Origin of the sequence: Psychrobacter sp. P11G5 (assembly GCF_001593305.1) — a bacterium.
Lineage (GTDB): Bacteria > Pseudomonadota > Gammaproteobacteria > Pseudomonadales > Moraxellaceae > Psychrobacter.
Genome location: NZ_CP012533.1, coordinates 2,948,668 through 2,974,115, shown reverse-complemented (window position 1 = coordinate 2,974,115; position 25,448 = coordinate 2,948,668). Strand labels below are relative to the sequence as shown.

Annotated in this window: 22 protein-coding genes; 10 read left to right on the top strand and 12 right to left on the bottom strand. The window is 43.0% G+C overall.

Annotated elements, in window-relative coordinates; all coding sequences use genetic code 11:
- The first annotated feature begins 46 nt into the window (after positions 1-46).
- On the top strand, positions 47-802 hold the full coding sequence (locus tag AK825_RS12155; RefSeq protein WP_068037831.1) for a TSUP family transporter: 756 nt from the start codon (positions 47-49) through the stop codon (positions 800-802).
- 97 nt (positions 803-899) lie between these two features.
- Here AK825_RS12155 and AK825_RS12150 read toward each other — a convergent pair whose 3' ends face one another.
- From AK825_RS12150 to radC, 4 genes are all read right to left on the bottom strand, one after another.
- Complete coding sequence (locus AK825_RS12150) at positions 900-2,276, bottom strand: dicarboxylate/amino acid:cation symporter (protein ID WP_068037820.1); 1,377 nt, start codon at positions 2,274-2,276, stop codon at positions 900-902.
- A gap of 470 nt (positions 2,277-2,746) precedes the next feature.
- The gene (locus AK825_RS12145; RefSeq protein ID WP_068037817.1) at positions 2,747-4,576 is read right to left on the bottom strand and encodes an amidohydrolase; all 1,830 of its coding nucleotides are present in this window, start codon (positions 4,574-4,576) and stop codon (positions 2,747-2,749) included.
- A 312-nt stretch (positions 4,577-4,888) separates the two neighbouring features.
- Positions 4,889-7,783, bottom strand: coding sequence for an acyl-CoA dehydrogenase (locus AK825_RS12140; protein WP_068037814.1), 2,895 nt, complete (start codon positions 7,781-7,783; stop codon positions 4,889-4,891).
- A 373-nt stretch (positions 7,784-8,156) separates the two neighbouring features.
- A complete protein-coding gene (gene radC / locus AK825_RS12135) occupies positions 8,157-8,837 on the bottom strand; it encodes a DNA repair protein RadC (protein ID WP_068037812.1) in 681 nt (226 codons plus the stop codon).
- 139 nt (positions 8,838-8,976) lie between these two features.
- Here radC and coaBC point away from each other — a divergent pair, with 139 nt between their 5' ends.
- Positions 8,977-10,398: a bifunctional phosphopantothenoylcysteine decarboxylase/phosphopantothenate--cysteine ligase CoaBC gene (gene coaBC / locus AK825_RS12130; protein ID WP_068037809.1), complete on the top strand. Its 1,422-nt coding sequence runs from the start codon at positions 8,977-8,979 to the stop codon at positions 10,396-10,398.
- A gap of 51 nt (positions 10,399-10,449) precedes the next feature.
- Positions 10,450-11,232: a sulfite exporter TauE/SafE family protein gene (locus AK825_RS12125; protein WP_068037807.1), complete on the top strand. Its 783-nt coding sequence runs from the start codon at positions 10,450-10,452 to the stop codon at positions 11,230-11,232.
- A gap of 155 nt (positions 11,233-11,387) precedes the next feature.
- Here the strand turns inward: AK825_RS12125 and AK825_RS12120 are convergent, their stop codons facing one another.
- The 4 genes from AK825_RS12120 to AK825_RS12105 all read right to left on the bottom strand — a co-directional run bounded on the left by AK825_RS12120 (position 11,388) and on the right by AK825_RS12105 (position 14,924).
- On the bottom strand, positions 11,388-11,594 hold the full coding sequence (locus AK825_RS12120) for a DUF2905 domain-containing protein (RefSeq protein WP_068037805.1): 207 nt from the start codon (positions 11,592-11,594) through the stop codon (positions 11,388-11,390).
- Between the two features lie 69 nt (positions 11,595-11,663).
- Positions 11,664-12,596: a histone deacetylase gene (locus AK825_RS12115; protein ID WP_068037803.1), complete on the bottom strand. Its 933-nt coding sequence runs from the start codon at positions 12,594-12,596 to the stop codon at positions 11,664-11,666.
- A 186-nt stretch (positions 12,597-12,782) separates the two neighbouring features.
- A complete protein-coding gene (locus AK825_RS12110; RefSeq protein WP_068039460.1) occupies positions 12,783-13,733 on the bottom strand; it encodes a YbjN domain-containing protein in 951 nt (316 codons plus the stop codon).
- A gap of 63 nt (positions 13,734-13,796) precedes the next feature.
- The gene (locus AK825_RS12105) at positions 13,797-14,924 is read right to left on the bottom strand and encodes a hypothetical protein (RefSeq protein ID WP_068039457.1); all 1,128 of its coding nucleotides are present in this window, start codon (positions 14,922-14,924) and stop codon (positions 13,797-13,799) included.
- Positions 14,925-15,041: 117 nt separating this feature from the next.
- Between AK825_RS12105 and ccmA the strand changes: the two genes are divergently transcribed.
- From ccmA to ccmE, 5 genes are all read left to right on the top strand, one after another.
- Positions 15,042-15,671, top strand: coding sequence for a heme ABC exporter ATP-binding protein CcmA (gene ccmA / locus AK825_RS12100; protein WP_068037802.1), 630 nt, complete (start codon positions 15,042-15,044; stop codon positions 15,669-15,671).
- Between the two features lie 165 nt (positions 15,672-15,836).
- Positions 15,837-16,493, top strand: coding sequence for a heme exporter protein CcmB (locus AK825_RS12095; protein WP_068039454.1), 657 nt, complete (start codon positions 15,837-15,839; stop codon positions 16,491-16,493).
- Positions 16,494-16,708: 215 nt separating this feature from the next.
- Entirely contained in the window at positions 16,709-17,497 is a 789-nt protein-coding gene (gene ccmC, locus AK825_RS12090; protein WP_068037800.1) for a heme ABC transporter permease CcmC, read from the top strand.
- A 43-nt stretch (positions 17,498-17,540) separates the two neighbouring features.
- Positions 17,541-17,762, top strand: a complete 222-nt coding sequence (gene ccmD, locus AK825_RS12085; protein ID WP_068037791.1) for a heme exporter protein CcmD — start codon at positions 17,541-17,543, stop codon at positions 17,760-17,762.
- A 243-nt stretch (positions 17,763-18,005) separates the two neighbouring features.
- Positions 18,006-18,506, top strand: coding sequence for a cytochrome c maturation protein CcmE (ccmE, locus tag AK825_RS12080; protein ID WP_068037788.1), 501 nt, complete (start codon positions 18,006-18,008; stop codon positions 18,504-18,506).
- Between the two features lie 86 nt (positions 18,507-18,592).
- On the opposite strand, the gene AK825_RS12075 is transcribed toward ccmE, so the two are convergent.
- A complete protein-coding gene (locus AK825_RS12075; protein WP_068037785.1) occupies positions 18,593-19,441 on the bottom strand; it encodes an aldo/keto reductase in 849 nt (282 codons plus the stop codon).
- A gap of 403 nt (positions 19,442-19,844) precedes the next feature.
- Between AK825_RS12075 and AK825_RS12070 the strand changes: the two genes are divergently transcribed.
- Together AK825_RS12070 and AK825_RS12065 are read left to right on the top strand one after the other, a co-directional pair.
- Complete coding sequence (locus tag AK825_RS12070) at positions 19,845-21,074, top strand: MFS transporter (RefSeq protein ID WP_068037782.1); 1,230 nt, start codon at positions 19,845-19,847, stop codon at positions 21,072-21,074.
- Between the two features lie 84 nt (positions 21,075-21,158).
- Positions 21,159-22,415, top strand: coding sequence for an amidohydrolase family protein (locus AK825_RS12065; RefSeq protein ID WP_068037779.1), 1,257 nt, complete (start codon positions 21,159-21,161; stop codon positions 22,413-22,415).
- 165 nt (positions 22,416-22,580) lie between these two features.
- Here the strand turns inward: AK825_RS12065 and AK825_RS12060 are convergent, their stop codons facing one another.
- The 3 genes from AK825_RS12060 to AK825_RS12050 all read right to left on the bottom strand — a co-directional run bounded on the left by AK825_RS12060 (position 22,581) and on the right by AK825_RS12050 (position 25,178).
- Positions 22,581-23,534 carry a MetQ/NlpA family ABC transporter substrate-binding protein gene (locus AK825_RS12060; RefSeq protein WP_068037776.1) on the bottom strand — a complete coding sequence of 318 codons (954 nt, stop codon included), beginning with the start codon at positions 23,532-23,534 and terminating at the stop codon, positions 22,581-22,583.
- A gap of 167 nt (positions 23,535-23,701) precedes the next feature.
- On the bottom strand, positions 23,702-24,298 hold the full coding sequence (locus AK825_RS12055; protein WP_203226544.1) for a methionine ABC transporter permease: 597 nt from the start codon (positions 24,296-24,298) through the stop codon (positions 23,702-23,704).
- A 109-nt stretch (positions 24,299-24,407) separates the two neighbouring features.
- The gene (locus tag AK825_RS12050) at positions 24,408-25,178 is read right to left on the bottom strand and encodes a methionine ABC transporter ATP-binding protein (RefSeq protein ID WP_068037765.1); all 771 of its coding nucleotides are present in this window, start codon (positions 25,176-25,178) and stop codon (positions 24,408-24,410) included.
- Between the last annotated feature and the right edge of the window lie 270 nt (positions 25,179-25,448).

Sequence of the window (25,448 nt, the reverse complement as noted above, 5' to 3'; positions counted from 1 at the left end):
GCGCTTACTGTTGTTTTTATTAGAAGATTATTACAAGGTCAGTTTCATGGACTTATCGTTATCCCTAGAAGTTATTTTGATGCTCACTGCGGTAGCCGCGCTTGCTGGCTTTATTGATGCTATCGCGGGTGGCGGTGGCCTGTTGACCATACCAGCCATGCTACTGGCCAATATCCCGCCAGTGCTGACACTTGGTACTAATAAGCTACAAGCAGCCTCAGGCGCGCTTGCTGCCTCTATTACGATGATTAGAAAAGGTGTCGTCAAGCCTCAGCGTATCAAGGTCGCTATTATTGCCGCGTTCATCGGTTCTGTTATCGGTACTATCGCCGTGCAGATGTCTCCGCCTGACTTGCTCGAAAAGCTGATTCCTTTCTTGATTGCTGCTATCGGTATTTATACCTTATTTGCACCTAGGCTTGGTGAAATAGAAGCAGCACCGCGCATTTCAGAAGGTAAATGGCAAAAAGTCGTTGCGCCTTTAATTGGTTTTTATGATGGTTATATTGGCCCGGGAACTGGTATGTTCTTTGCCCTTGGTAATGTCGCTCTACGTGGTCGTCAGATTATCGAAGCGACAGGTGCGGCAAAGGTCTTGAACTTATCTACCAATATTGGCTCGCTGATTTTCTTCATTTTGGGCGGTAATGTCTTGTGGAAAGTAGGTCTGGCAATGATGGTTGGACAAACGATAGGGGCTTATTTTGGCTCACATATGGTGGTCAAGGGTGGCAGTAGGCTAATTCGTCCGATGATTGTGCTGGTATGCTTAGCCATGCTGACTAAGTACATGCTTGGCTAATCTTCCCATAATGTACAACATCTTTATGTGGATTATCCCAACAAAAAACCTCAGCCAATTTGACTGAGGTTTTTTTATATCTATTTAATGTTAAGAGTTAGCGACGACGATCAACATCATCGTACTCACTACCCATCAGGCCATCGCTAAAGACTTCAGAGAACGCACGCTCGTTGTCTTCATCGATATGACCATCAAATACGTCTTTGGCACCAGCATTAGGATCGTTATAGATAGCAACGTCCATTTTATTTTCTGATTTTGCCACAATAGCGGTCACTGCTGCATCGCCACCAACGTTTACTGCGGTACGTAACATATCTAAGATACGATCCACACCTAAGATAAGGCCAATACCTTCAATAGGTAAGCCGACTTGGGCAAATACCATAGATAGCATAATCAAGCCAACGCCCGGTACACCAGCAGTACCGATAGAGGCCAATACCGACATTAAGATAACAGTCAGATATTCGGTCACGCCCAAATCAATACCGTAAATATTGGCAATGAAAATGGTCGCTGTCCCTTGCATGATAGCCGTACCATCCATGTTGATGGTTGCACCAAAAGGAACGGTAAACGAAGCGACTGAGTTATTAACACCCATACGCTTGGTAACTGTACGCAAGGTAATCGGAATGGTGGCATTCGAGCTTGAAGTACTAAATGCAAAAATCTGAACTTCGCGCATTTTTGCCAAAAAGGTCTTGATTGATAAACCTGAGAATAGCTTGAGCACGATCATCATCGTAATAAAGAAATGGAAAGCCAGTGAGCCAACCAGTACGGCAACATAACCCAATAATGACCAAATAAGATCTAAACCCAGCTCTGCCATGGCTTTGGTCAACAGTGCAAATACACCATAAGGAGCAAGGTTCATAATGATGGTCACCATCTTTAAGATGACTTCATTGATTAATTCCAAGCTCTGTACCAAACCTTTAGCGGGCTTGCCAACCATCAAGATACTGATACCGATTAGAACGGCAAAGAAAATGATGGATAACATATCGCCATTTGCCATCGCACTGATAGGGTTGGATGGGATAATATTGGAGAATACATCAAGCAGTGGTGGCGCTGAGGCCGCTTCAAATTCTGCTGCGGTCTCGACGTTCATGCCTTTACCAATGCCAAACACGATACCCAGTCCAATGGCCGTCGCAATAGCTAATGCTGTCGTCATCATATAGATGAGAAAAGTCTTGGTACCAATGCGGCCAAGTAAGCGGATGTCACCAATACCGCAAACCCCGCAAATAAGAGAGATTAATACTAAAGGTACAACTAGCATTTTGAGTGAGTTAACGAATAGCTTACCGATGATAGCAAGGAAGCCATTGGTAATATACGTATTAACAAAGCCGCCTTCAGCGTTTAGTCCGGAATAATTTATAAATAAACCCAGTATAATACCGAGCACCATGGCAACGATAATCTTGCCCGTCAGTCCCATATTTTTCCACATAACTTACATCCTTGGTGTACGTAACTCTCAGTAATAAGCTGGGTATTCAAATCAATATGATTATAACCACTGCTCTCATCATGAGCCCTGTTACGCCTATTAAATTCTTTCTAGTCTCATGTTTTGGGGGACAATATAAAAGAATTGTTAGGGGCACTGCAAGATTTTTTTATCATTCAAGTCATATTTACCTATCGACATGACAGCTTATAAAAGCTATGTGCCCAGAAAATAGCTATTATTTATTCTAAACGGTTTGTTTCTGATATGAAACAAAATTTTTATGAATGGCTTTTAGGCCATGTAGATGACGTTATGAGAGTGACGATCCAGCGTGGATTGCATTCAATTTTACTGACTTCATATTTATAAGGTAGGGATTAATATATTAATAAGGAAGTTTCAAACAAAAAAAACGGCCTGCGCACAGACCGATTTCTACATAAGACAAAATTATTTACCTCAACAACTTATTTCGCGTTTTGAAAGCCACCGTAATATTTCACTGGTGACCAACTTGGGATAACAGCAGGCAATTTTGGATCAAACTTTTTGTATTCTTTAGCACCATAAACTGGCTTACCATCTACAATCGTTAATACGGATTCGATACCTTTGATTTTTTCTTCAGGTACGGTGAAATAGTCATCAGATAGCAATACAAAGTCCGCATACATGCCAGGTTCTAGCGTGCCTTTTAATTTTTCTTCATTGGAGAACCATGCACTGCCTTTGGTATACACTTGCAAAGCATCTGCTCTGGATAGCACATTATCCTTGCCATACAACTGAGTGCCGCCTACTGTCTTACCGGTGCTCAGCCAATATAAAGCAACCCAAGGGTTATAGCTTGATACTCGCGTACCATCCGTACCAGCACCTAACGGAATTCCCATATCAAAAATCTTTTTGAATGGTGGCGCAGTACTAGCCGCTTCTTTGCCATAACGCTCGACGAAATACTCACCAGCATAAGACATCCGGTTTTGAACAGAGATTCCGCCATTTAAACGTTTAATTTCTTTCAACGTCTCATCGTTCACAGTCTCTGCGTGATCAATGGCCCAGCGCATATCGTTACGGATTTTGCCGTTGTTTTCACGGTCAATCTCATCTACCAAGTCAACGATGAGTTTAGTGTTTTCACCATAGGTTGAATGCTGTCTAAACGGCCAGCCCTCATTCACATGCATTTGAATGATTTCTTTGGTTTGCGCGCGCCAGTCTTCATTGTCTTTAATAAATGGTTTGGGTGCTAGAAAGTTCTCGAAGTCACCAGCTGCCCATGTCATGTACTCGCCGCCGCCTTTTAACTCATAACCGTGCTCTAGAGCAGTGTCTTCATTGACAGAGGCTTCGTTGTTCGCCATCCATTTCTCAAAGGCTGCACGCTCTTCGCCTGCTTTTTGCGGGAATAAATAGTATGAGATGCGTAATGAAGAATCACCACTGGTTGCTAATGCCTTAGAAGCTTCATAGTCTTCAGGGAATGTATGACCACCGCCGCCTGCATCAATCGCACTGGTGAGACCAAAACGGTTGAGCTCATGGTTGAAATGCTTGGTCGAGTTAATCATCTCTTCTTTAGATAGGGCTGGCAATGCGCCGATCACTTTATATAAAATCATAGCATTGGGTTCAGCCAAGAGCACACCCGTCAGCTTGCCGTTTTTATCTTTTTCATAACGGCTTTGATCGTTGGGTGGCTTAGTATTTTCATCGATATCTAAGGCTTTTAGACCCGCTTCATTCAACCAACCGCGACTATATAAGTACAATACAAAGGTAGGCGTATCACCTGTTGCTTCGTTAATCTCTTCAATAGTTGGCATGCGTTTTTCTTCAAACTGATGCGGTGACCAGCCACCAATCACGCGTACCCACTGACCTTCAGGCGTTCTATCGGCTTGCTCTTTTAGCATGCGCAAAGCTTCTTTTAATGATTTAACGCCGTCCCAACGTAGTTCAGTGTTATAAAAACGACCGCCACGCGTCACATGCAGATGTGAGTCATTAAGACCCGGAATTAACGTTCTACCATTCGCATCAATAACTTGCGTGTCCTTACTACGTAAACGTAGGATATCTTCATCGCTACCTGTACGTAATACTTTGCCATCTTTTACCGCAATCGCCTCGGCAGTACTTCTCTTATCATCCATCACAGCTACTTTAGCATTGGTAACGATCATGTCAGCCACTAAAGCTTTAGGTGCGCTCACGCTTGCTGGTGGGTTTTGTACCGCGCATGCGGTTAGGACGCTCGCTGCACCAGCAAGTGAAATCATATTTTTCATCATTAGAGTTCCTTTACCGTTGATTAAAAATTTTAATTTATCATATAATCTTAACGTTATCAGTCATCTATTAACTTTTATTAATGAATTTTACAATAAAAAAACAAAGGCTTGGATTTGGTTTCGTATGACAGTTTGCTTTCAATAGTGATTCTATAATTCAACTAACTACTTTATAAAGAACCATAAAAAAAGCAAGATTACCGTTATAAGGTAATCTTGCTTTCGATAGTCTTGTTTGCGATAGTATTGATAGGTTACGAGTCGATTAGAGATAACGTCTTAAAGTTTATGAAAGGGATTTAAGCATAATCGTTATGCTTTGTCATCTTCTTCTCGGCGTAATCCATCTTGCCACTTAGAACCCTCTGTAGAGGCGCTTTCTACCTTATCACTATCAACTGGTTTACTTTCCACTGAATCTGATTGTTTATCAATACCTTTGCTATGGTTGTAGCCCATACGTTCACTAAGCGTTGACTCCGCATCACGGCTTCGATGATCAAGAGATTCTTCTTCAGGATGCGACTCATCAAAGTCAGTTTGGGCACTGATTTCTTTAGCTGTATCCTGCTCATCGACCATTTTTACATCGCCATCTGCCTCATAACCGTGGTCTGGATTGTCATCGCCAGTAGGCTCAGTATCTTCGGTTGGAGTATTATCAGCTGATATACCGTTTCTGGCTTGGGCATCGTTTTTCAGTTGCGCATAATCAGTAAGCTGGTGTACCGCATTTTCTAAACTGTGTGGATTAAAACGCTCTTGTGCGTGCAATAGATGCTCGTCGAATACATCGGTGAGGAGAGAATCAAAGCGCAATGCATTGTATTTAATGAGCTGCTCAGCCTCGCTTTCACTAATATCACCGTTTTGACTCGCATACACCACATGATCTTCAAAGGTTAAACCTTCAAAACTATCGTCATGCTCTGCTTTTTTGAACTTCTGCCATAATGGTTCAACTTCAAGCAGCGTCTGATAAGCATGTTCCATACGGCCCGTAACATCATCAGGATCTGTGTTGTAGTACACCATTGTTTTGAGATAGTCGCGGAATGGGTTGGCTTCATGATCATCCATAAAGGTATCACCCAATCTGGTCTTGAGCTCATCACTTGCTGGCGTAAAGATACGTCCACTAGGGAACGTCACAAAGCTAACGACATTGGCTGCCATCCGATGAGGAAAGTTTGCAAAGAACGAGACGAAAGCTTCTTGAATAGCACACAGGCTATCTTGTAGGGCGACCTCTGCATGTAAACGTTCTGCTTCTGACTTACTGCCATGCTCATAAAATTGCAAAATAGCAGTCGCAATAAATAAATGACCATGAATGTCGGCTAAGCGTCCAGAGAGCATCTCTTTACGTTTTAAGTCACCAGCAAGCAACCCTAATGCCATATCTGCAGTGAGCGCAAAGCTAGCACTTAAACGGTTAATATGCTTGTAGTAGGGACGGGTAAAGCTATCTGCAAAGCTTGGCGCATTGCTGCTGCCGCCAACGTAACCTGCGACAAAGGCTTTCGCACCGCGATTAAAGGTATAACCTAAATGCTTAAAGAATAAGTTATCAAATTGCTTTAACGCGCCTTCTTTATCCTCACTTTGTAATAGTTGCAACTCGTCAAATAGGTATGGATGACAGCGCATCGCCCCTTGACCAAAGATCATCAGTGAGCGCGTCAAGATATTTGCGCCTTCAACCGTAATAGAGACTGGAATAGCTTGATAGGGAGCCGCCAAAAAGTTACGTGGGCCCATTTGGATAGCACGGCCTCCAACGACATCCATAGCATCATTGACCACTCCACGCATAGTTTCAGTCGCATAATATTTTGCCATTGCAGTCATGACTGATGGCGTACCACCTTGATTTAATCCGCAAGTAACTAAGTGACGAAATGCCTCTAGCATATAAGTTTGGCTAGCGATGCGACTGGTTGCATCTTGTACACCTTCAAATTTACCGACAGAGATTTTGAATTGCTCACGGACTTTGGAAAAGGCACTAACTGATAAATAACTCATCTCGCTCGCTGAAGTTGAAAGCGCTGGTAAAGAGATACCACGTCCAACTCCAAGACATTCCATCAGCATCCGCCAACCGCGACCGGCGTTCTCGACCCCGCCGATAATATAATCTAGCGGAATAAAGACATCAGTACCATCGACCGTACCATTCATAAATGGTGAGCCACTTGGATAGTGGCGTGGGCCTATAATCACGCCCTCATGATCAGCAGGTATTAAAGCGCAAGTAATACCATAATCAGTCTTGATAGGATCACCAAGCAAACCTTCTGGATCATGCATTTTAAACGCCAGTCCTACGACAGTTGCGATAGGAGCAAGCGTAATCCAGCGTTTAGAGAAATTCATGCGCAGACCGAGCGTGTACTCACCATCGTGAATACCGTAGCAGACTACCCCTGTATCAGGGATAGCACCCGCGTCGGAACCAGCCTCAGGACCCGTCAAACCAAAGCAAGGAACTTCCTCGCCTTTAGCAAGGCCGGGCAACCAGCGCTGCTTTTGCTCGTCTGTACCATAGTGCATCAAAAGCTCACCAGGGCCGAGCGAGTTTGGCACCATGCAACTGACCGCAGCCGTTGACGAGCGCGAAGCAATCTTACTCATAACACGACTTTGAGCATAAGAGCTGAAATCTAAACCACCATACTCTTCAGGGATAATTAAACCCAAAAAGCCGTTAGCCTTGATAAATTGCCAAGCTTGGGGCGTTAGATCTTTATAATCTTGAGTAATTTCCCATTCATCGAGCATTGCACATAGGGTCTCAACTTCATTATCAATAAAACTTTGTTCGCGTTCAGACAGCTCTGGGTAAGGGTAGTTGGCAAAGGTATCCCAATTTGGCGCACCCATAAACAGCTCTTTTTCCCACCAGCTAGTACCAGCGTCCAGTGCTTCACGCTCAGTATCACTCATACTTGGCATTGCACCGCCTAGTGCTTTATAGACTGGCTTGGTAATAAGTGCTTGGCGCATCGGGGCGACCAACAGTACTAGACATAGCAGCGCAATTGGAATGCCTAAAATTAACGACCACGGACTTATAAAGGCAGTGACTATTACAGTGATAATAGCAACGATACTACCGCTGACACGCGATAAGGACAGTAAAAATATGGCCAAGACGACGGCTAACTGAATGATTACTGCTAAAATAAATAAGCCAATCGCCATGACTGTCTCCTTGGCAAAATATGAATAGGGAATTAGGAAGTATAAAAAACGCTAAGTTGGTAATAATTTGATGATTAAAGCCAATATTAGACAAACTATTTTAAATATTATTTTTTATGCTGTCTTTAAGTGTTATCGCTTATCTGGTTTAAAATAGTAAGTAATTAATACATTTGATAAGTATTGACTGCATTAAATATAAAGTAACTACTGATATAAACGATAAAGGTACAGATTGTAAATAAAGTTATCTACCAATATGAAATAGTTCTTAAAAACTATCAAGAGCGAAAATGCTACGCTATGTCGATAATATGTATCAATCTCACTGAGTCATTTCATATAAAACAAAGCATTTGTTAGACAGTATAAACTAAAATGGTGCTAGGCAGTTTTCAGCATAAGACAAAGTGTCGTTACGGCCAACGATAATGTGATCAATAAAAGTGATATCAAGTAAATCACAGGCCTTTTTAAGCTCATAGGTCAATAGGTCATCAGCCGTTGAAGGCTGGGCATCAGTATGAGGGTGATTGTGTGCGACGATTAGCTGACTGGCAGCATGGCTCAAAGCGTGGCGAAGGACGTGCTTGATGCATACTGAACAAGAAGAGATACCTCCAGTAAAAAGTATCTCAAAGTTTAATAGATTTAGAGCATTATCTAGACAGAGTACGGCAAAGACCTCACGATGCTCGCCGCGCAATTGCGTACTAATATAGTCTTTGACCGCCTGTGAACGCCCAAGCGCTTGACCAGTCTTAAGTTGACTATCTAAATAGCGTGTGCCCATCTCAAGCGAAGCTAATATCTGTGTATATTTGGCAGGGCCGATACCATGACAGGCAAGGACAGACTCTTGCGGCGCCGCTAAAAGTTCTGCTAGGCTACCGAACTGCTCAATCAAATGACGAGCAAGCTCGATAGCTGACTGTGATTGAGTACCAGTACGTAAAAATATTGCTAAAATCTCTGCGTCGGTAAGATGCGCTGCGCCAAATTTCAGCAGCTTTTCACGCGGTCTATCGTCTTCATGCCAGTCTTTTATAGCCACTATTTTTCCTTAAAAATGGGTTAATACTAAATAAATGAGAGAGTAAATAAGATTGGGAGAGAAAACTTTCCCCAATTTATCGCATAATTGTTACTATAAACGCAATTTTATCTTCTAACTTTTTATTGATGCCACGCCTATGTCAAATGTTGTGCTCGCTATTACTGGCGGTATTGCCGCTTATAAATCCGCTGTTTTTGCCCGCTTACTGATTAAAGCGGGGTTCGAGGTGCGCGTCATTATGACGACAGGCGCGCAAGCGTTTATCACACCGCTTACTCTACAAGCCTTGACTGGTAACGAGGTACATATCTCATTGCTTGATGAGCGTGCTGAGGCTGGCATGGGTCATATTGAGCTTGCCAAGTGGGCAGACTTGATAGTCATTGCTCCAGCTTCGGCCAACACTTTAGCTCGATTGGCAATGGGGATGGCAGATGACTTACTAACAACGGTATGTCTTGCAACTACCGCACCAGTATTGATTGCACCAGCGATGAACCAGCAAATGTGGGCGCATCCAGCGGTGAGTCTAAATGTGCAGACGCTAGCCGATATGAATTATCATATTATTAAGCCTGCAAGTGGCGAGCAAGCATGCGGTGATGTAGGGGCAGGGCGCTTGCCTGAGCCTGAGCAGTTATTAGCAGAGGTGCGCTTATTTAACGCGCAGCAAACTATCCCACAGCATCTATTTGGTAAAACGGTCGTTATTACCGCAGGACCTACTGTTGAAGCAATCGATCCGGTGCGCTATTTATCCAATCATTCTTCAGGAAAAATGGGTTTTGCATTGGCACAATCCTGCGTAGAGGCGGGAGCACAAGTCACGTTAATCGCTGGCGGTAAAGTCGCGCTACCAACGCCGCTTGGGGTCACCCGTATTGATGTATTGTCTGCCGCAGAGATGCTAACGACTGCCCAGCAATGCGTTGCTGGTACACATCCTGCTTTACTGGCTTTGATTGAAAATGAACAACATGATGGTCATGACCACTACCATACTCACAGCCATGAACACGAACATGGCGACTGTGACTGCCATGAGCCGGACGATCAGGCGGAGCAGCAAAGTATGGCGTTAGGAAGTACAACGTTAAAAAGCAACCTAGATAACTTGCGCTTAGCTAACCTGCGCCATGCTGATATCTTTATCGCCACTGCCGCTGTCGCTGATTATCGTACTGAAGAAGCTGCCCCGCAAAAAATCAAAAAAACCCAAGATGCCATGATGCTAAATTTGGTCAAAAATCCTGATATTTTAGCGACTATTTCACACGCTTATCCTGATATGTTTGTCGTCGGTTTTGCGGCAGAGACCCAAGATGTAGAGCACTATGCCCGCGGTAAGCTGGCATCCAAAGATTTGGACTTGATTGCTTGTAATGACGTCTCACGCTCAGACATTGGTTTCGCTAGCGATGACAATGCGATGCAAGTGTTTTTCTCTCAGCGCTATGCAAATGATACGGTGACATTAGAGAAAGCGAGCAAGGATAAAATTGCCGATCAGCTTGCTACTATTATCGGCGAGACCCTGATGCAACGTCTTAATGGTTAATTATTTAGTTATTAGCATTAAGCCGCAAATGATATGTCTGTTAGAGCTACTATGACGGACATGGCTGATAGCGATAGCACCCAGACGTTATTGCTGATTGTGATTTTTGCACTAGCATCACTGCTGCATGGTATTAGTGGGCTGGGTGTAACGTTGGTGACTACTACTGCGCTTGCCAGCATGTATCCGTTGCCACACGCCATTGTCTTGGTGATATTCCCGTCATTATTGCTAAATGCGATGACATGGCTGGCAGGTGGCGGGCGTAGTATTTGGCAAAACTTTATCTATTATGGTAGACGCTATTGGCTGCTCGCGTTAACCAGCTTACTCGGTAGTATTTTGGGTGCAAAGCTACTGCTGTGGGTAGATAGTGCTTACATTTTATTAGTCTTAGCGGCTGTCATCGGCTTTTATGTGATAAATGCACTACTCGGTAAGCAAATACGTCTGCCTGATACTAAGCCTGTGCTAATTATCGTTGGCTTTAGTGCAGGAGTCATTGGCGGCGCCACCAACGCAATGTCGACCATACTAATGATGTACTTATTGTCTGCAAGTAACGATAAAAATACCATCGCTAAAGTCGGCAACATGTGCTATTTCTTGGGTAAAATTGCCCAAATCATCGTATTGCGTGAGCCTATTATGGCGCTTAGCAGTAGTGAGTGGCAGCTAATTACTCTGCTGAGTGTCCTATCTATTGCCGCGCTTTTAGTCGGCATCCGCCTGCGTCGTTACTTGCCGCAAGCACGCTTTCGTCAGCTTATTTTATTGATTCTTACCGTACTTGGTATACGTGTGGGCTGGCAGGGGATTACGGCGTTTTTGTAGTATAGTCAGTACCAAATAGAATCGAACCATCAATAATTACGTGCTACTGGTATAAATTTTCCTTGCGTGCTGCTGATACAGAGGCTGCGCAAAATTTATCCCAATAGCACTGACTCGGTTTTAAAGTGAGTTGACTATAGGCAGTGCTTTTCAGGTTAGCGATTGAATAAATTTAATACGATAGTAGCGATAACACTGATGACTATCATAGTGACCACTGGAAAATAAACCCGTGTATTGCCTGAGGTATGTTTGATATCACCTGGCAGATTACCTATCCACGAAAACGCGCTTGGAAACAGCAGCCAAATAACGCCGATAATAACCAGCACAATGCCTATAACGATCAATATTTTTGCCATATAAAGCCTCGTTACTTCTCTGATGTTATGATTTTATATCGTCTTAACTAAATGGTTTTATCTCGATTATTAATGCGCTGCACATGAGCCAACCATCTCACCAAAATACAGCTGCTGGGCGACCCGAAAGGTATTACAGTGCGCTTCGACCACATCTTCAATATCTTCTGAATAACCACCGCCCATCACGATAGCGACTGGAATATTAGCGGCTTTTGCTTGCTGCAACACATATTCATCACGTGCCTTGCAACCCCCTTGTGTTAAGCTAAGTTTACCCAGTTTATCGGTCGCGAGCACATCGACCGCAGACTGATAAAAAATCATATCGGGTGCGACATCGCTAATTAGGCGTGGCAGCGTATCCATCAAAATCTGTAAATATTCTGTATCACCCGTATCGTTGTCCAGCTCAATATCTAAGTCAGATATTTCTTTACGAAAAGGATAGTTCTTGGCGCCATGCATACTAAACACAAAAACGCGCGGCTCATCCGCCATAATGCTGGCATTACCATTGCCTTGATGAACATCCAAATCAACGATTAAAATTTTCTGCGCCTGTCCACGATTTAATAGTAAATTACTGGCGATACAAACATCGTTAAAGACGCAAAATCCCTCGCCATGATCGGCAAATGCATGATGGGTGCCGCCCGCGACATTCATTGCCACACCGTACTGCTGGGCATATAACGCACATTCATAAGTGGCGTGAGCGATATGGCGACCACGATCTACTAACGCTTCGGTCATCTCAAAACCGATAGGGCGCGCTTCTTTGCGTGGCAAGGTTTGGGTTTTAAGCTTATGCCAATAGTCCTCAGTATGGGTGGTTAAGATTTCGTCTTCTGTCAGACGCTTCGGTGCAAAAAAATTCTCGGTCGTGATAGTCCCTTCACTAAGCAGTCGCTCAGGAATCATCGTATATTTTTGCATGGGAAAACGATGCTTGTCGGGTACGGAATAACGGAAAACTTCAGAGTAAGCAATTTTTAGCATAATTTTTAATTGTGTCGGTGTTTAAGAGGGTGATAATGAATTTTTGAAAGAACTTCTTATTAAGAGTAATAAAGGGTTAGAAGATATGAGAGCTACTGACTTATATCTTACTAAGTTGTTTGAATTAAGAGATTTTTGTGAATTAAGAAACTGTCTAAACTAAAAGACTTTTTAAATTAAGCCTCTTTATTGAACAAACTGAGTCGGAAGAAAGAAGGTTCTTGAGTCGGATTGCTGACGTAGCTCTATAAGTAACGTTTGCATATCTTCAGCAGGGTCTTGAGTGTTGATTAAATCATCAAATATCTCGTAAGCAACTGTAGTCATGGCAATTACGCTTTGCAACAAATTCTCAAGGATATGATCATTAATACCAACTGCCTCGACATCGATAGCATGTTTGTAGCGTATTTCGCCATCGTTCACATCCATCTCTAAATTACCGATTAGCATGTCATAATTAATTTGGGTAATAAGTAACATTGCTGCGTTTTGATGACTTTCGGGCACTAAAAAGGGCAAAATACCATAGACCGCTAGCAAGTTGTTTTTCTCTTGCACACGAAACAGATAGCCACATTCTAATTGTTTATTGCGCATCCTTAAGGATAAATGATGCGATTGCTGGCTGTCATTTGTTTTTGGTCGATAATGAGTGTAGTGCCACTGTTTGTCATTAAAATACTGTTTAAGGTAATCGACAATAGCTATGTCGGTATTGTTGTCTTGCTCAGCAGTCTGATTCAAAGAGTCCGCTTTAGAGCTTTCGGGGTTATTTTTATTATCAGTATTAGTAGTATTATCAATAATGCCATTAGAGTCGCTAGTGTCTGTTTTAGCAGCGCTTATGTTACTAGCATTTTTATCATTGGCCTTCTTATCACTAGACTTTTTATTAGCCTTGGCGCTATAAGTTCCAGCTTGCAGAGTATCAGTATTAATATCTCCATTAACATCAGTTTCGTTATTAACATTAGTATCCTTACCAACATCAATATCGTTATCAACGCTAACTTCATCTGCAAGTGACAATGAATGCTGCGGTATTTTTGCGTCATCAACAATAGCCTGCGGTGCTGAGGTAGTCAGGAACCGTTTGAGTTTTTGCCATAAGCTGAGTTTATTATGTTGACTCATAGGTGTTGTACTAACTAATAAATGAATAGTATTAAAAACTGATAAATAAGCTAAAACCACAAATTAATCTTTGCTGAATACAAAACCATCTTTGATGTTAGGTTGCGCATAAAATGCTTGTAACATGTTATAGATATGAGTGGTCAGCCATGTACTTTCAAGAGCGTCATGCACGACAGGAAGTAGGGCGCTACTTAATTGCGTCATGGCTGGCTCATCAATATATAAGCTCGCTGCTACGCTCGCAATCGTATCCGACTGATGGTTTGCATACCAAGTGTCGACGCTAGCTGAGACAAGGCTGCGCAGGTAAGGCGACAAGCGCAGACGGTTATAGCTTTGTTGGGTGCTGGCTTCGATATGATCAATACTGCTATGGTCAGGCTCATCGTTTAAGTAGGTTTGTAGCTGGCTAATCGGTTGGTCTTTGATGCGTCCCCAACCTGTTATCAAGAGCCGAGCGACTTCTTCATTTGATAAATGTTCTTGCGCATTAGCTTCTGCTCGGCGAGTTAAGTCTTTAATATTGCGATGCAAGTACGTCTGTAACTTCTCATCCAGGTTTCTGTTGGTTGCCTTCTCAAATGAGCTGCGTCCAAGCTTCATGAGTTTGCCAACACCGCCTGCTTTATCCAGCGTGGTTTCCATAAAGTCGTTGATAGCGTGATATAGCGTTTGCGTCAACAAGTCTGCAAAGGTTTCATTGCCGACTAGCGTATGAATCAAGGCATTACGCTGCTCGTCATGGCTACCCACATAGTTGGCAAGGGTCTCAACCTGAGTATCATCCATCAGCTCAGACAAAGGTACGTTGTCATTGACCGGATGATAAATGATAGTATGCAATATATCGCGGATATCCTTACGCATGACATCGCTCATCGGTTGGCTAAGTAGCCAGTCATTAATTAGGTGCTGTAAATCATCGGCGCTGACGTATTTATGTAGGGGCTGCGCGCCTAACCACTGCCAAGCCTCTATAGCCATCGGCTCTGCTTGCTGCTGTAACCACTGCTGCATAAAGGCAACTTGAGCATCAATTAAGCTATCCATAGTTAGACTAGCAGCTGATAAGCTTGCGCTAGGATGAGCCGTTGCAGCATCTTTATGAGGCGTTGGAGTTTGAGTGTCTGATGCTTGAGTATTTAGAGTTTGGTTATCTTTTGAAGTCTGCATAGGTTTTGAGGTCATAGTAATCGACAATTTGTTATACTGTGTGGATATAGTGAGCATAAAGTATTATGCCATGAACAACGTATTCGTTTGTGATGAATATTGCTTAGCGCTTGATAAATAATGAGAGATTTGATGACGGCTGTGGATGCACCCTTACTTGCGCTCAATGAGCTGACGGTTCAACGCGGTGAAATACCTTTATGTGAAGGGGTCACGCTCAACTTACCTGCTGGCAGCATCTGTCATTTAGTTGGTGCAAACGGGACCGGTAAAACGACGCTACTGATGCAACTGGCTGGATTGTTGCCAGTGCTTACTGGTGAGGTTCACTACCAAGGGGCAGAAATTTTACCTATTCAGCCTTTATATGTCTCCCATCAGTTAGGTATTCATCCCAATCTCACGGTCGCGCAAAATCTGACCTTTCTGCTGAATTTATATGGTATTACCCCAAGTGTCGCTGATATTGATAATGCCCTCACTTGGGTGGGATTGCAGGGCTTTGAGACGATTAGCTCAAGCCATTTATCTGCTGGGCAAACGCGTCGCATTACGCTTGCAAGATTATATTTGTTGACGCCGGACGTGACACCATTATGGCTACTTGACGAGCCTTTTACGGCACTTGATGTCGATATGGTGGCACGAATGGAAGACAGGTTGCGCGATTTTGCCCATACTGGCGGCGCAATATTGATGACCAGTCATCAGGCTGTCGGCGTTGCCAATCAGGTGCTCGATTTGTCAGATTACATGGTATAAGTGCGACAAATATAAGTGAAAGGACGGATAATGACAGACAGTCCATTACAAAATAGTCCAGTGCAAGAGAGCACCATGCAAGAAAACCTAATGCAAGACAGTCCAGTACAAGTAGCGAATAAAAGCTCAAACGTTAGCGCATCTGCTGCGCGCGGTATCAGCTTTATGCAGTTATGGCGACGTGAGTGGCACGTGAAGCAGCAAGGGGCGGTACAGTGGTTGTACCCTTTAGTACTATTTTTAGTGATTATTACCTTATTTCCGCTAGCCGTAGGTAGCGAGCCAGCATTGTTGCAGCGTCTTGGGGTTTCGGCCGTGTGGATTGCTGCTTTGTTGTCACTGGTGATGGGCGTTGATGGCTTATTTAAACCTGCTCTCGACAATGGCACACTGGCGCAATTGGTCGTCGCCAAAGCTTCGCTACCGTTATGGGTGCTTATCCGCTTAGTCATTCATTGGATTTTTAGTAGTGGGATTGTGGCTGTGCTCAGTTTACTCGCCGTGCCATTATTTCAGCTCAGCTGGTTTGAGGCGTGGATATTGATGGCCTCTATTGTGACGGGTAGTCCAATGCTGTTGATGTTGTCAGCGGTCGCCAGTAGTTTGACGCTGTCATTGAAGAATGGCGCGGTGCTGGTGCCTTTGATTGCTTTGCCGATGCAGTTGCCAGTGTTAATTTTTGCCACCGGAGCGGTTGATTTATTTGCCACTGGTCTTAATGGTTTGCCGATATTGGCTTTATTATTGGCAGGTAGTATTATCTCGGTTTTGGTTATGCCATGGGTGATTGCAATGACCTTAAAAATGGCGTGGCTAAATTAAAACGTATAGGCTGGCTTGTTATTGCTTCTCTTATCAAAGCCATTTGTATGAACAGCATGTTGAAAACTGGCAACTTTGCTATAATAGCCAGTTAAATAAGTAACAGTCACTTGTAGATTCTATCCAGTGTTTAACGCCGGCAGGTTAACAGGTAGTAGCGCCAATGTTGCGCTGTATCCGTATAACCAATAAGCTGTGCAAATAGGTTTATTCTCATGCCCAACCTGAATAATGTCTCATCTCCTAGCCTATGGCAGCGTATCTGGCAAGGCTTCTTGACCACTGTGGGTACCAAGCAGTTTTTTCGCATCTTTGCGCCTTGGGTTAAGTGGTTAGCTATACTAGCCAGTATTTTTCTGCTGATCGGTAGCGTTTGGGGTCTCGCTTTTGCGCCGCCCGATTACCTACAAGGTAATAGCTACCGTATTATCTTTATTCACGTACCAGCGGCCAGTATCGCTATTTCTATCTATTTTGCCCTCGCCGTATTAGGGGTCATCTTTCTCGTTTGGAAAATTAAGACGGCCAGTCTTGTGGCGCAGGCGCTTGCTCCGCTGGGCTTTTTACTATGCGTGATTAGTTTGATTACGGGCTCTATTTGGGCAAAACCAACTTGGGGTACTTACTGGGTTTGGGATGCGCGTTTAACGTCTATGCTGATTTTGGCGTTTTTATATGCGGGCGTGATGGCGTTGTTTGCAGCGTTTGAGCATACCGCCAACCGTGGTAAAGCAGCCGCCATTTTATCTATTGTCGGCGCAGTGAACCTACCTATTATCAAGTATTCAGTAGAGTGGTGGAATACCTTACATCAGGGCTCAACCTTCACGTTAACGGCCGCGCCCAAAATGTCTGCAGATATGTGGATGCCGTTGCTACTTATGATTATCGGTAGTTACTTACTAGTCGCAACATTAACGATTTATCGTACCAACACCCTAATCTTGTACCGTGATCAAGGTAAAGCGTGGGTCAAAGAATATATTCGTGGGCAAGCCAAATAACCACACAACTATGGACAAAACAAATAACGGCTAGGAACCTATTATGCAGCCTTACTTTTATAGCGTATCTGAGTTCATCGCCATGGGTAAGCATGGTGTTTTTGTCTGGTCATGTTGGGCAATTGCGGTTGGCGTGATGCTGGCTTTTATTATATATAGTCGCAGGCAGCGCCAAGCACTTATCAAACAGCTGACCATTCAGCAGGCTCGACAAGCTCAACGTACTGCTAAAACCCCTAATCCTGCAACTAAGCAGCCGATGTAAAAATTATTTTAATATCATAGATTTAGTTCACAAAATTATGACCTCTAAATTGTAAAGATATGACCGTATTAGGGCTTGTGGGGCTTATTGATTTGTCCGAAAAATGCTACCATATAGCTATTAGAAGAGTACGATTAGAAAGATACTTTCAAAAAATTTTTCTAATGGTAGTTTCTTCAATATTTTCTGTTTTATAAATTGTTTATATTCAATAAAGCAGCGACTCATCAATGAGGTAGTGGTATGAACGCAGTTCGTCGCAAAAAACTGATGTGGGTTATGTTCACGCTTGCAGGGGCAGCAGTGGCGGTAGTGTTAGTCATTTATGCTATTGGTCAACAAACCGATTACTATTTCGATGCTACGGCGATTGCTCAAGGCGAAGCGCCACAAGATAAGCGCATTCGTGCAGGTGGTATGGTAGTCGCCGGTAGCGTACAGCGCGCACCAGACAATCCATTAAATGTTGAGTTCGCGATTACTGATTTTGAATCAACGGTTCCGGTCACTTATCAAGGTATCTTGCCAGATTTGTTTGCTGAAAACTCAGGCATCGTCGCCACTGGCAAAATGCAGGGTGAGATCTTTGTGGCTGGTGAAGTGTTGGCTAAGCATGATGAAAACTACATGCCACCAGAAGTTGCCAAGTCGATGAAAGAAAACAATCGCAGCGGTTTAACCCCAACCTCTGAGCAGTATAATCCTGCTGAACCGATTCATGAGACTGAAACACTACAACAATAACGTTTGAGTCAAACTAACAGTAAAAAAGAGCTGCTAATAATATATTAGCGGCTCTTTTTATATACAAATTTTGGTATGAATAGATTTTAGTCGTCCCATACAGGAGTATAGTCAGGATGCTCAATTTTGCGACCATCACTACGAGCTAGACTGCCAATTTTCTCTAATTCATCTGCGCTCAATTGAACGTTGATGGCATCTAAGTTCCCTTGCAAGTGCTCAGGGTTAGAAGTCTTTGGAATAGCAATACGGTGTTTGTCTGATAGTATCCAAGCCAATGATATTTGTGCTGGTGTCACGCTATGTTTGTCAGCGATTTCTTTGATGACTTCATTATCAAACACATCACCGCGTGCAAGTGGCGAGTATGCTTCTAATAAAATATGGTGATTGTTCAAAAAAGTCTGCAAGGTGTTTTGCTTAATGAACGGATGAAATTCAACTTGATTGACCACAATCGGCACGTCAGCGTACTTCTTGGCTTCAATAATATTAGCAATATTAAAGTTAGATACCCCGATATTGCGCGTTAAGCCTTGTTTTTGTAGTTCACACAATGCAGGAATAGTCTCAGATAACGGTACACGATCATCGGGCCAGTGTAATAACAGCAGGTCGACATAATCAGTATCTAGATTTTCTAAAGAACGTTTAGCCGCTGCGATTAATTTTTCTGGTTGAAACTTCATATCGTCAGGAAAAATCTTCGTAGTCAAAAAGAATTTATCACGAGATATGCCTGATTGCTTAATACCTTGACCGACTTCCTTTTCATTATCATAAGCTTGAGCGGTATCAATATGTTCGTAACCCATCTTTAAACCTTGACTGACGACATCAACACAATCTTGTCCAGTCGACTGCCAAGTACCCAATCCTAGTACCGGAATATTGGCTTGTCCAGCCGTACGAATATTATAGGTTTTAGTACTCATATTATTATCCTTGTTATTTGTATGATTTGTTAATAGAGGACTTATCAACAGAGCGATTATTCATGAATATTATTGTCTCGACCTCTATACAGCCTAACCACTATAGAAAAAAGCAGGCTAAAGTGAAAGGGCGAGTGACGGTTTCCTACAAAGGACAAACAGGCTGTAACGTCATTTACTATTCTGATTTGTAGGATGAACAGTATTTTCAAACTGTTAAGTGTCTCTCAAGCGAACAAATCCTTACCACTAGTATGGTTATTATAAGGTAATATAGAAACTAAGCTATAACCAGTCTTTTATATGCATTTTATTCAAAAGAATCAAACAGTTATCTTAAAATTATTCCAGTATTTAATTTCTCTAAACTCATATAAAAACCTTTGCTTTGATTGGGGATATTATGTCAATCGTTTCAAAAGCTCGTCTTTCAGAAGACGATCTGTCAAAAAATAATAATGTCGGACAGAACCCTATTTCTTGGTTCATCTTTGGTCTTATGGCCAGTGTTACTTTTATCGGTATTCTCTCAGAGTTGATGCCTTCTGGTATTTTGCCACAAATGACGGCAGGTCTTGGTATTGAACAGACCCAAGTCGGATTTTTGGTCGGTATCTATGCGTTGGCTTCAGCGATTTTTGCCATTCCATTAATCAGTATGACGCTGTGGATCAACCGTAAAATTCTCTTGATGGCGCTGTTGGCAGGTTTTGCGGTCTCCAATATAGTCGTCGGGCTCACTTCATCTTATTCGCTTATTGTTGCTATGCGTATTCTGGGTGGTATCTGTGCCGGTATTATGTGGCCAATGATTGCCGCCTACGGCACAGCCCTAGTGCCAGAGAATATGCATGGTAAGGCGATTACCATCATCATGGCAGGTAATACTTTTGGCGTGAGTTTGGGTCTACCGATTATGACCTTTATTGGGACACAAGTAGGCTGGCGCACGTCCTTTATCGTACTCGGTGTACTAGGCGGGGTAATTGCTCTATTGGCGATGAAGTTTTTACCTTCGGTAAAGGGCGAGAAACTGACGCAAAGTAACTCCCCAATAGCCGTGCTAAAAATACCTGGCGTTTGGATAGTCTTAGCCCTTACTTTCTTGGCAGTCGTTGCTCATTACAGTACCTACACTTACATTACCTTATTGGTAGAAACTATCGCCTTTACTGGCGGCATCAGCTTAGCCCTGCTTATCTTCGGTATCGGTTCTGTCATCTCAGTCATACTATCCGCCAAGATTATCGATACGCATCTGCGCGGTTTGATCGTCAGTATGCTTGTATCTGGGGCGATAGCTATGCTGCTATTCGTTTTCTTTAGAGGGATGAATGGTTTCTCGCATTTTGCCTTTTTATTATGGGGACTAGCATTCGGACCCTTAGTAACGATGTTCCAAACAGCAGTCAGTCACCAAGTCACCGAAGCAAAAGCCGTCGCGACTTCCGTACAGTCAAGTGTGTTCAACTTCTCAATTATGATTGCCACTTGGCTTGCGGGCTTGATTTTGGTGCATATGCCAGAGACAGGTGTCTTAGGTATTGTGTATCTATCCATTTTTTGTTTCGTTCCTGCCATCATCATTACCTTCATATCTAAGAAAACATTGGATGCGCCTACTGTCGGGTAGCGTTCAATAAAGTAGCTTTCAATAAAATAATGTTCGATAAGCAATTTTCAATCAATAATTATTCAATAATAATAGGAGTTTGTCATGATTAAATTTACCAATGCCAATATCTATCGCAATAGTGATGCTACTGAGATTTTGGTCAAAGACGGTGTTATTCAGCAGATAGGTAACAATTTGCCTGCTGCTGAAGAAGAGATTGATCTCAAAGGTCGTTTGATCGTACCGCCTTATGTAGACTCGCATCTGCATCTTGATTATGTCTATACGGGCGGCGGTGATGATGCCAAGAACGCCTCAGGTACCTTGTTCGAAGGTATTGCTCGCTGGCACGATGTCAAAAAGACGCAAACTTTTGAAGATGCTAAATCGCGGATGCTTAAAGGTATTCAAGAAGAGGTGTCCAAAGGGGTGCAATATATTCGTACCCATATTGACGTCTGCGACCCTGATTTGACTGGGCTTAAAGCAATGCTGGAGCTGCGCGAAGAGCTAAAAGACAACGTCACTATTCAGATTGTCGCTTTCCCGCAAGAGGGTATGTACGCTTATAAAGGCGCAGTTGAGTTGATGGAAGAGGCGCTGAAGATGGGCGCGGACTGCGTCGGCGGTATTCCACATTTTGAATGGGCATACGAGTTCGGTCAAGATTCTGTGCGTAAGACGGTTGAGCTTGCGCTCAAGTATGACAAGCTCATCGACGTGCATTGCGATGAAACCGATGACCCGATGAGCCGCCACGTGCAACTGTTAAATGCTTTGGTGATGATTGAAGGTATAGGCTCTCGAACGGCTGCCAGCCATACTTGTTCATTTGGTTCGGCAGATGACGCTTATGCGTTTCGCATGATGGGACTGTTTGAACAATCGCAGATGAACTTCATTGCGCTGCCTACTGAAAATGCTTATTTGCAAGGTCGCCAAGATACTTATCCCAAGCGTCGTGGTTTAACGCGAGTGAAGGAATTTTGGGAGAATGGTATCAACATCTCTTTTGGTCAAGATTCTATCAATGATCCTTGGTATCCAGCGGGCAACGGTAACATGATGAATATCTTGGATAATGGTATTCATTTGGCACAAACCATGTCATTACCGCAGCTGGATGTCTGTCTTGACTTCATTACCTTTAACGGCGCTAAAACTTTGAATATCGAAGAAGAATACGGTATAGAAGTAGGTAAGGCAGCAAACTTCCTAGTATTGGACGCTGACAGTCCATTTGAAGCAGTGCGTCAGCGCGCGGATGTACTGGCCTCTATTCGCAATGGTAAGTATCTGTTTAAAAAACCTGAGCCTAGTTATGATATTGAACTGGACTTGTTTAGAAGCACTATTTAACGGTTAATCCAAAAGCTAAATATAAAATTCAGACCATAAAAAATGCCCATTACTCATAAGTAGTGGGCATTTTTTATATTTACAATTTGAACTTTTAGCACTATTAGTTAATTATTGAAACTAACCGTTTTTAAGTGTCTAAATTTTTGCTCAAGCAGATTTAAATTACTGAGCTGCTTCCGCTTCTACAGGGGCAGTAGTCGCAGTAGCTGGCGCAGTGTTATTACCCCAGATTTTTGGGTACTTGTAGCCTGGGAAAGTATCATGAGCATACTTTTTGAAGGCTTCTGAGTTATAAGCGTTAGTCACGTCTTCAACCCATTTTTTACCAGTATCAGTAGACTTAATCGCTGACCAGTTTACATAGTTGAAGCTTGGCTCTTGGAACAAGGCTTCAGTTAGCTCAATGCCAGCATCAGTAGCATAGTTACCATTGATAACGGCAAAGTCTACTTCGTCACGGGCACGTGGTAATTGAGCGGCTTCTAACTCAACGATTTTGATATCGTATTTGCTGTTATCAGCGATGTCAGTTTTTGAAGCAGTCAATGGATCAACATCATCTTTTAAGGTAATCCAGCCAAGATCGTTCATCATAACCAATGCACGGGCAAAGTTACTTGGGTCATTCGGCGCAGAGACGCTCATGCCTTTATACACGTCATCAAGGCTAGTCTTTTTGCCTGAATAAATGCCAAGTGGTGCGGTTGGAACTTGGAAAACTTCGACTAGATCAAGATTGTTTTCTTTTTTAAAGGTATCAAGATAAGGCTTGTGCTGGAAGATATTGATATCCAAATCACCTTCAGCCAATGCCAAGTTAGGGCGGACATAGTCAGTAAAAGCAATTAGCTCAACTTCATAACCTTGCTCTTCCAGTGAGGCTTTGACTTGGTTACGTACCATATCGGCGAAGTCACCTTCGGTAGTACCGATGATGATTTTGGTGTGTTCAGGATCAATATCGCTAGCAGCAGTTTCAGCAGTTGTGCCTTCTGTCACGGCTTCTTTAGTCGCTTCTGGCGCTGATGAATTGTTACAGCCTACTAATACTAAGCTTGATACACCAACAGCGGCAAATGCGGTCGCTAATTGACGGCTGATATCTGTTAATTTCATGAAATTTCCTTATTAATACATGGGATTGGGTAAAATGGTTATCGTCTGAGCATTAAAAAAGCAACATTCTAAGTAGTAATGCTGCTTTCTTATGAGCTGAGATAAGGAGTAATTACTGCCAAAAATAAACCTAGTCGCTTGCAATGTCAAGCATTCTCTAACGTGGCTTAGCGTTTGTCTAAACGATTGGCTAACCAATTACCAAAGGCTTGAATCGAGATGACCATGACCGACAGCATAATGACGATAAAAATCATCACTTCAGTCTGATAACGATAATAGCCGTAACGAATAGCTAAGTCACCCAAACCACCACCACCAATCATACCAGCAGCAGCTGAATAAGAAAGCAGGCTAATAGTTAGAATAGTCACCGAGAGTACCAATCCTGAGCGCGCCTCATTAAGTAGTACCTTAATGATCGTAAAAGGACGTGCGCCCATAGATTCGGTGGCTTCAATGATACCGCGCGGTACTTCACGCAGATTTTGCTCGACTAAACGCGCAAAATAAAACGAACCAGCAATCGCTAGGACTAAAGATGCAGCAATAGGGCCAATGCCTGTGCCAACAATGGCTTTAGTAAATGGGCTCATGGCAATCATCAAAATGACAAAGGGGAAAGCACGCATAAAGTTAGTGATGCCACCCAATATGGCATACAGCCCTTTATTCTGTAAAAACTGTCGATCGCTGGATAAAAATAAGAATATTCCAAACAGACCACCAATGGTAACGGCAGCTGCAGTAGAGATACCAAGCATAACGAAAGTGTCAAACGACGCTTGCCAAATCTCTTTACGTAGCGCAAGCAACTTGTCTATTGAGGCAGACAATTCAGTACCAGTCAACATATCTATTTCTCCTGCCGCCTTAGTCTTCGTGCACTAAGCCTTTGCCAATCGGGGTGGTTGCCTGAATCAGACCGTCTCGTACATCTGCAACTTCAAGTAGCTGTCCCTGATGCAGCAATGCCGCACGATCACAGAGTCTACGAATGACACTCATTTCGTGAGTCACAATAACAATGGTCACGCCAAGCTGCTCATTAATTTCGCGTAGACAGGTCAATAGGCTGCGAGTGGTAGCAGGATCAAGGGCACTGGTCGGCTCATCGGCTAGCAAAACTTTTGGGCTTGGCGCAATCGCGCGAGCTATACCAACGCGCTGTTTTTGACCGCCTGAAAGTTGTGCAGGATAATGACCAGCACGATCCGTTAGGTCCACAATCTCAAGACAATCCATGACACGCTTATGAATATCGCGGCGAGGATAACCAGCAACCGTCAAGTTAAAGGCCACATTGTCAAAGACAGTGCGATTAGACATCAGGTTAAATTGCTGAAAAATCATGCCGATATTGTGGCGGGCAATACGCAAATCACTAGCAGACAATGTGGTTAAGTCAGTACCATCGATAATGACCTGACCTGAGTCTGGACGCTCAAGCATATTAATAAGGCGTAACAAGGTGGACTTACCAGCACCCGAATAGCCCATTAAGCCAAAGATTTCACCTTTTTGGACAGATAACGACGTTGGCTCAACGGCAGTGAACCAATGCGGCTTACCATCCTTGTCTTTTATTGATCGGTCGCTTAAAAAGCTTTTGGTCACGTCATTTAGAACGATCATGTCACTCATGGAATGCTCAAAATTAGTAAATAGGGTAGCGGTTGTAACATCGATATACTATTGCTCGATGACAGTGTCGAATCTATGCCAATAACAATATAATAAGGGGCGGTAATATAGCATATTTATAGGCGTTTTGGATATGCAGATTCATGACTGTCTTATAACAAGATAGCTATTAGCAGTAATACGTACTACGGCATGTAAAAGATTATAGTTGAGATTGAGGGTTGGATAGTATGTAAATAAGGACAAGGAATTAAAGAGGTAATATTATAT

What these genes read in the sequence shown, in the direction of transcription:
- AK825_RS12155 (WP_068037831.1), top strand. Translation starts at nt 47, where the DNA reads ATGGACTTATCGTTATCCCTAGAAGTTATTTTGATGCTCACTGCGGTA.
- AK825_RS12150 (WP_068037820.1), bottom strand. Translation starts at nt 2,276, where the DNA reads ATGTGGAAAAATATGGGACTGACGGGCAAGATTATCGTTGCCATGGTG.
- AK825_RS12145 (WP_068037817.1), bottom strand. Translation starts at nt 4,576, where the DNA reads ATGATGAAAAATATGATTTCACTTGCTGGTGCAGCGAGCGTCCTAACC.
- AK825_RS12140 (WP_068037814.1), bottom strand. Translation starts at nt 7,783, where the DNA reads ATGGCGATTGGCTTATTTATTTTAGCAGTAATCATTCAGTTAGCCGTC.
- coaBC (WP_068037809.1), top strand. Translation starts at nt 8,977, where the DNA reads ATGTCAAATGTTGTGCTCGCTATTACTGGCGGTATTGCCGCTTATAAA.
- AK825_RS12125 (WP_068037807.1), top strand. Translation starts at nt 10,450, where the DNA reads ATGACGGACATGGCTGATAGCGATAGCACCCAGACGTTATTGCTGATT.
- AK825_RS12120 (WP_068037805.1), bottom strand. Translation starts at nt 11,594, where the DNA reads ATGGCAAAAATATTGATCGTTATAGGCATTGTGCTGGTTATTATCGGC.
- AK825_RS12115 (WP_068037803.1), bottom strand. Translation starts at nt 12,596, where the DNA reads ATGCTAAAAATTGCTTACTCTGAAGTTTTCCGTTATTCCGTACCCGAC.
- AK825_RS12110 (WP_068039460.1), bottom strand. Translation starts at nt 13,733, where the DNA reads ATGAGTCAACATAATAAACTCAGCTTATGGCAAAAACTCAAACGGTTC.
- AK825_RS12105 (WP_068039457.1), bottom strand. Translation starts at nt 14,924, where the DNA reads ATGACCTCAAAACCTATGCAGACTTCAAAAGATAACCAAACTCTAAAT.
- ccmA (WP_068037802.1), top strand. Translation starts at nt 15,042, where the DNA reads ATGACGGCTGTGGATGCACCCTTACTTGCGCTCAATGAGCTGACGGTT.
- AK825_RS12095 (WP_068039454.1), top strand. Translation starts at nt 15,837, where the DNA reads ATGCAGTTATGGCGACGTGAGTGGCACGTGAAGCAGCAAGGGGCGGTA.
- ccmC (WP_068037800.1), top strand. Translation starts at nt 16,709, where the DNA reads ATGCCCAACCTGAATAATGTCTCATCTCCTAGCCTATGGCAGCGTATC.
- ccmD (WP_068037791.1), top strand. Translation starts at nt 17,541, where the DNA reads ATGCAGCCTTACTTTTATAGCGTATCTGAGTTCATCGCCATGGGTAAG.
- ccmE (WP_068037788.1), top strand. Translation starts at nt 18,006, where the DNA reads ATGAACGCAGTTCGTCGCAAAAAACTGATGTGGGTTATGTTCACGCTT.
- AK825_RS12075 (WP_068037785.1), bottom strand. Translation starts at nt 19,441, where the DNA reads ATGAGTACTAAAACCTATAATATTCGTACGGCTGGACAAGCCAATATT.
- AK825_RS12070 (WP_068037782.1), top strand. Translation starts at nt 19,845, where the DNA reads ATGTCAATCGTTTCAAAAGCTCGTCTTTCAGAAGACGATCTGTCAAAA.
- AK825_RS12065 (WP_068037779.1), top strand. Translation starts at nt 21,159, where the DNA reads ATGATTAAATTTACCAATGCCAATATCTATCGCAATAGTGATGCTACT.
- AK825_RS12060 (WP_068037776.1), bottom strand. Translation starts at nt 23,534, where the DNA reads ATGAAATTAACAGATATCAGCCGTCAATTAGCGACCGCATTTGCCGCT.
- AK825_RS12055 (WP_203226544.1), bottom strand. Translation starts at nt 24,298, where the DNA reads ATGCTTGGTATCTCTACTGCAGCTGCCGTTACCATTGGTGGTCTGTTT.
- AK825_RS12050 (WP_068037765.1), bottom strand. Translation starts at nt 25,178, where the DNA reads ATGAGTGACATGATCGTTCTAAATGACGTGACCAAAAGCTTTTTAAGC.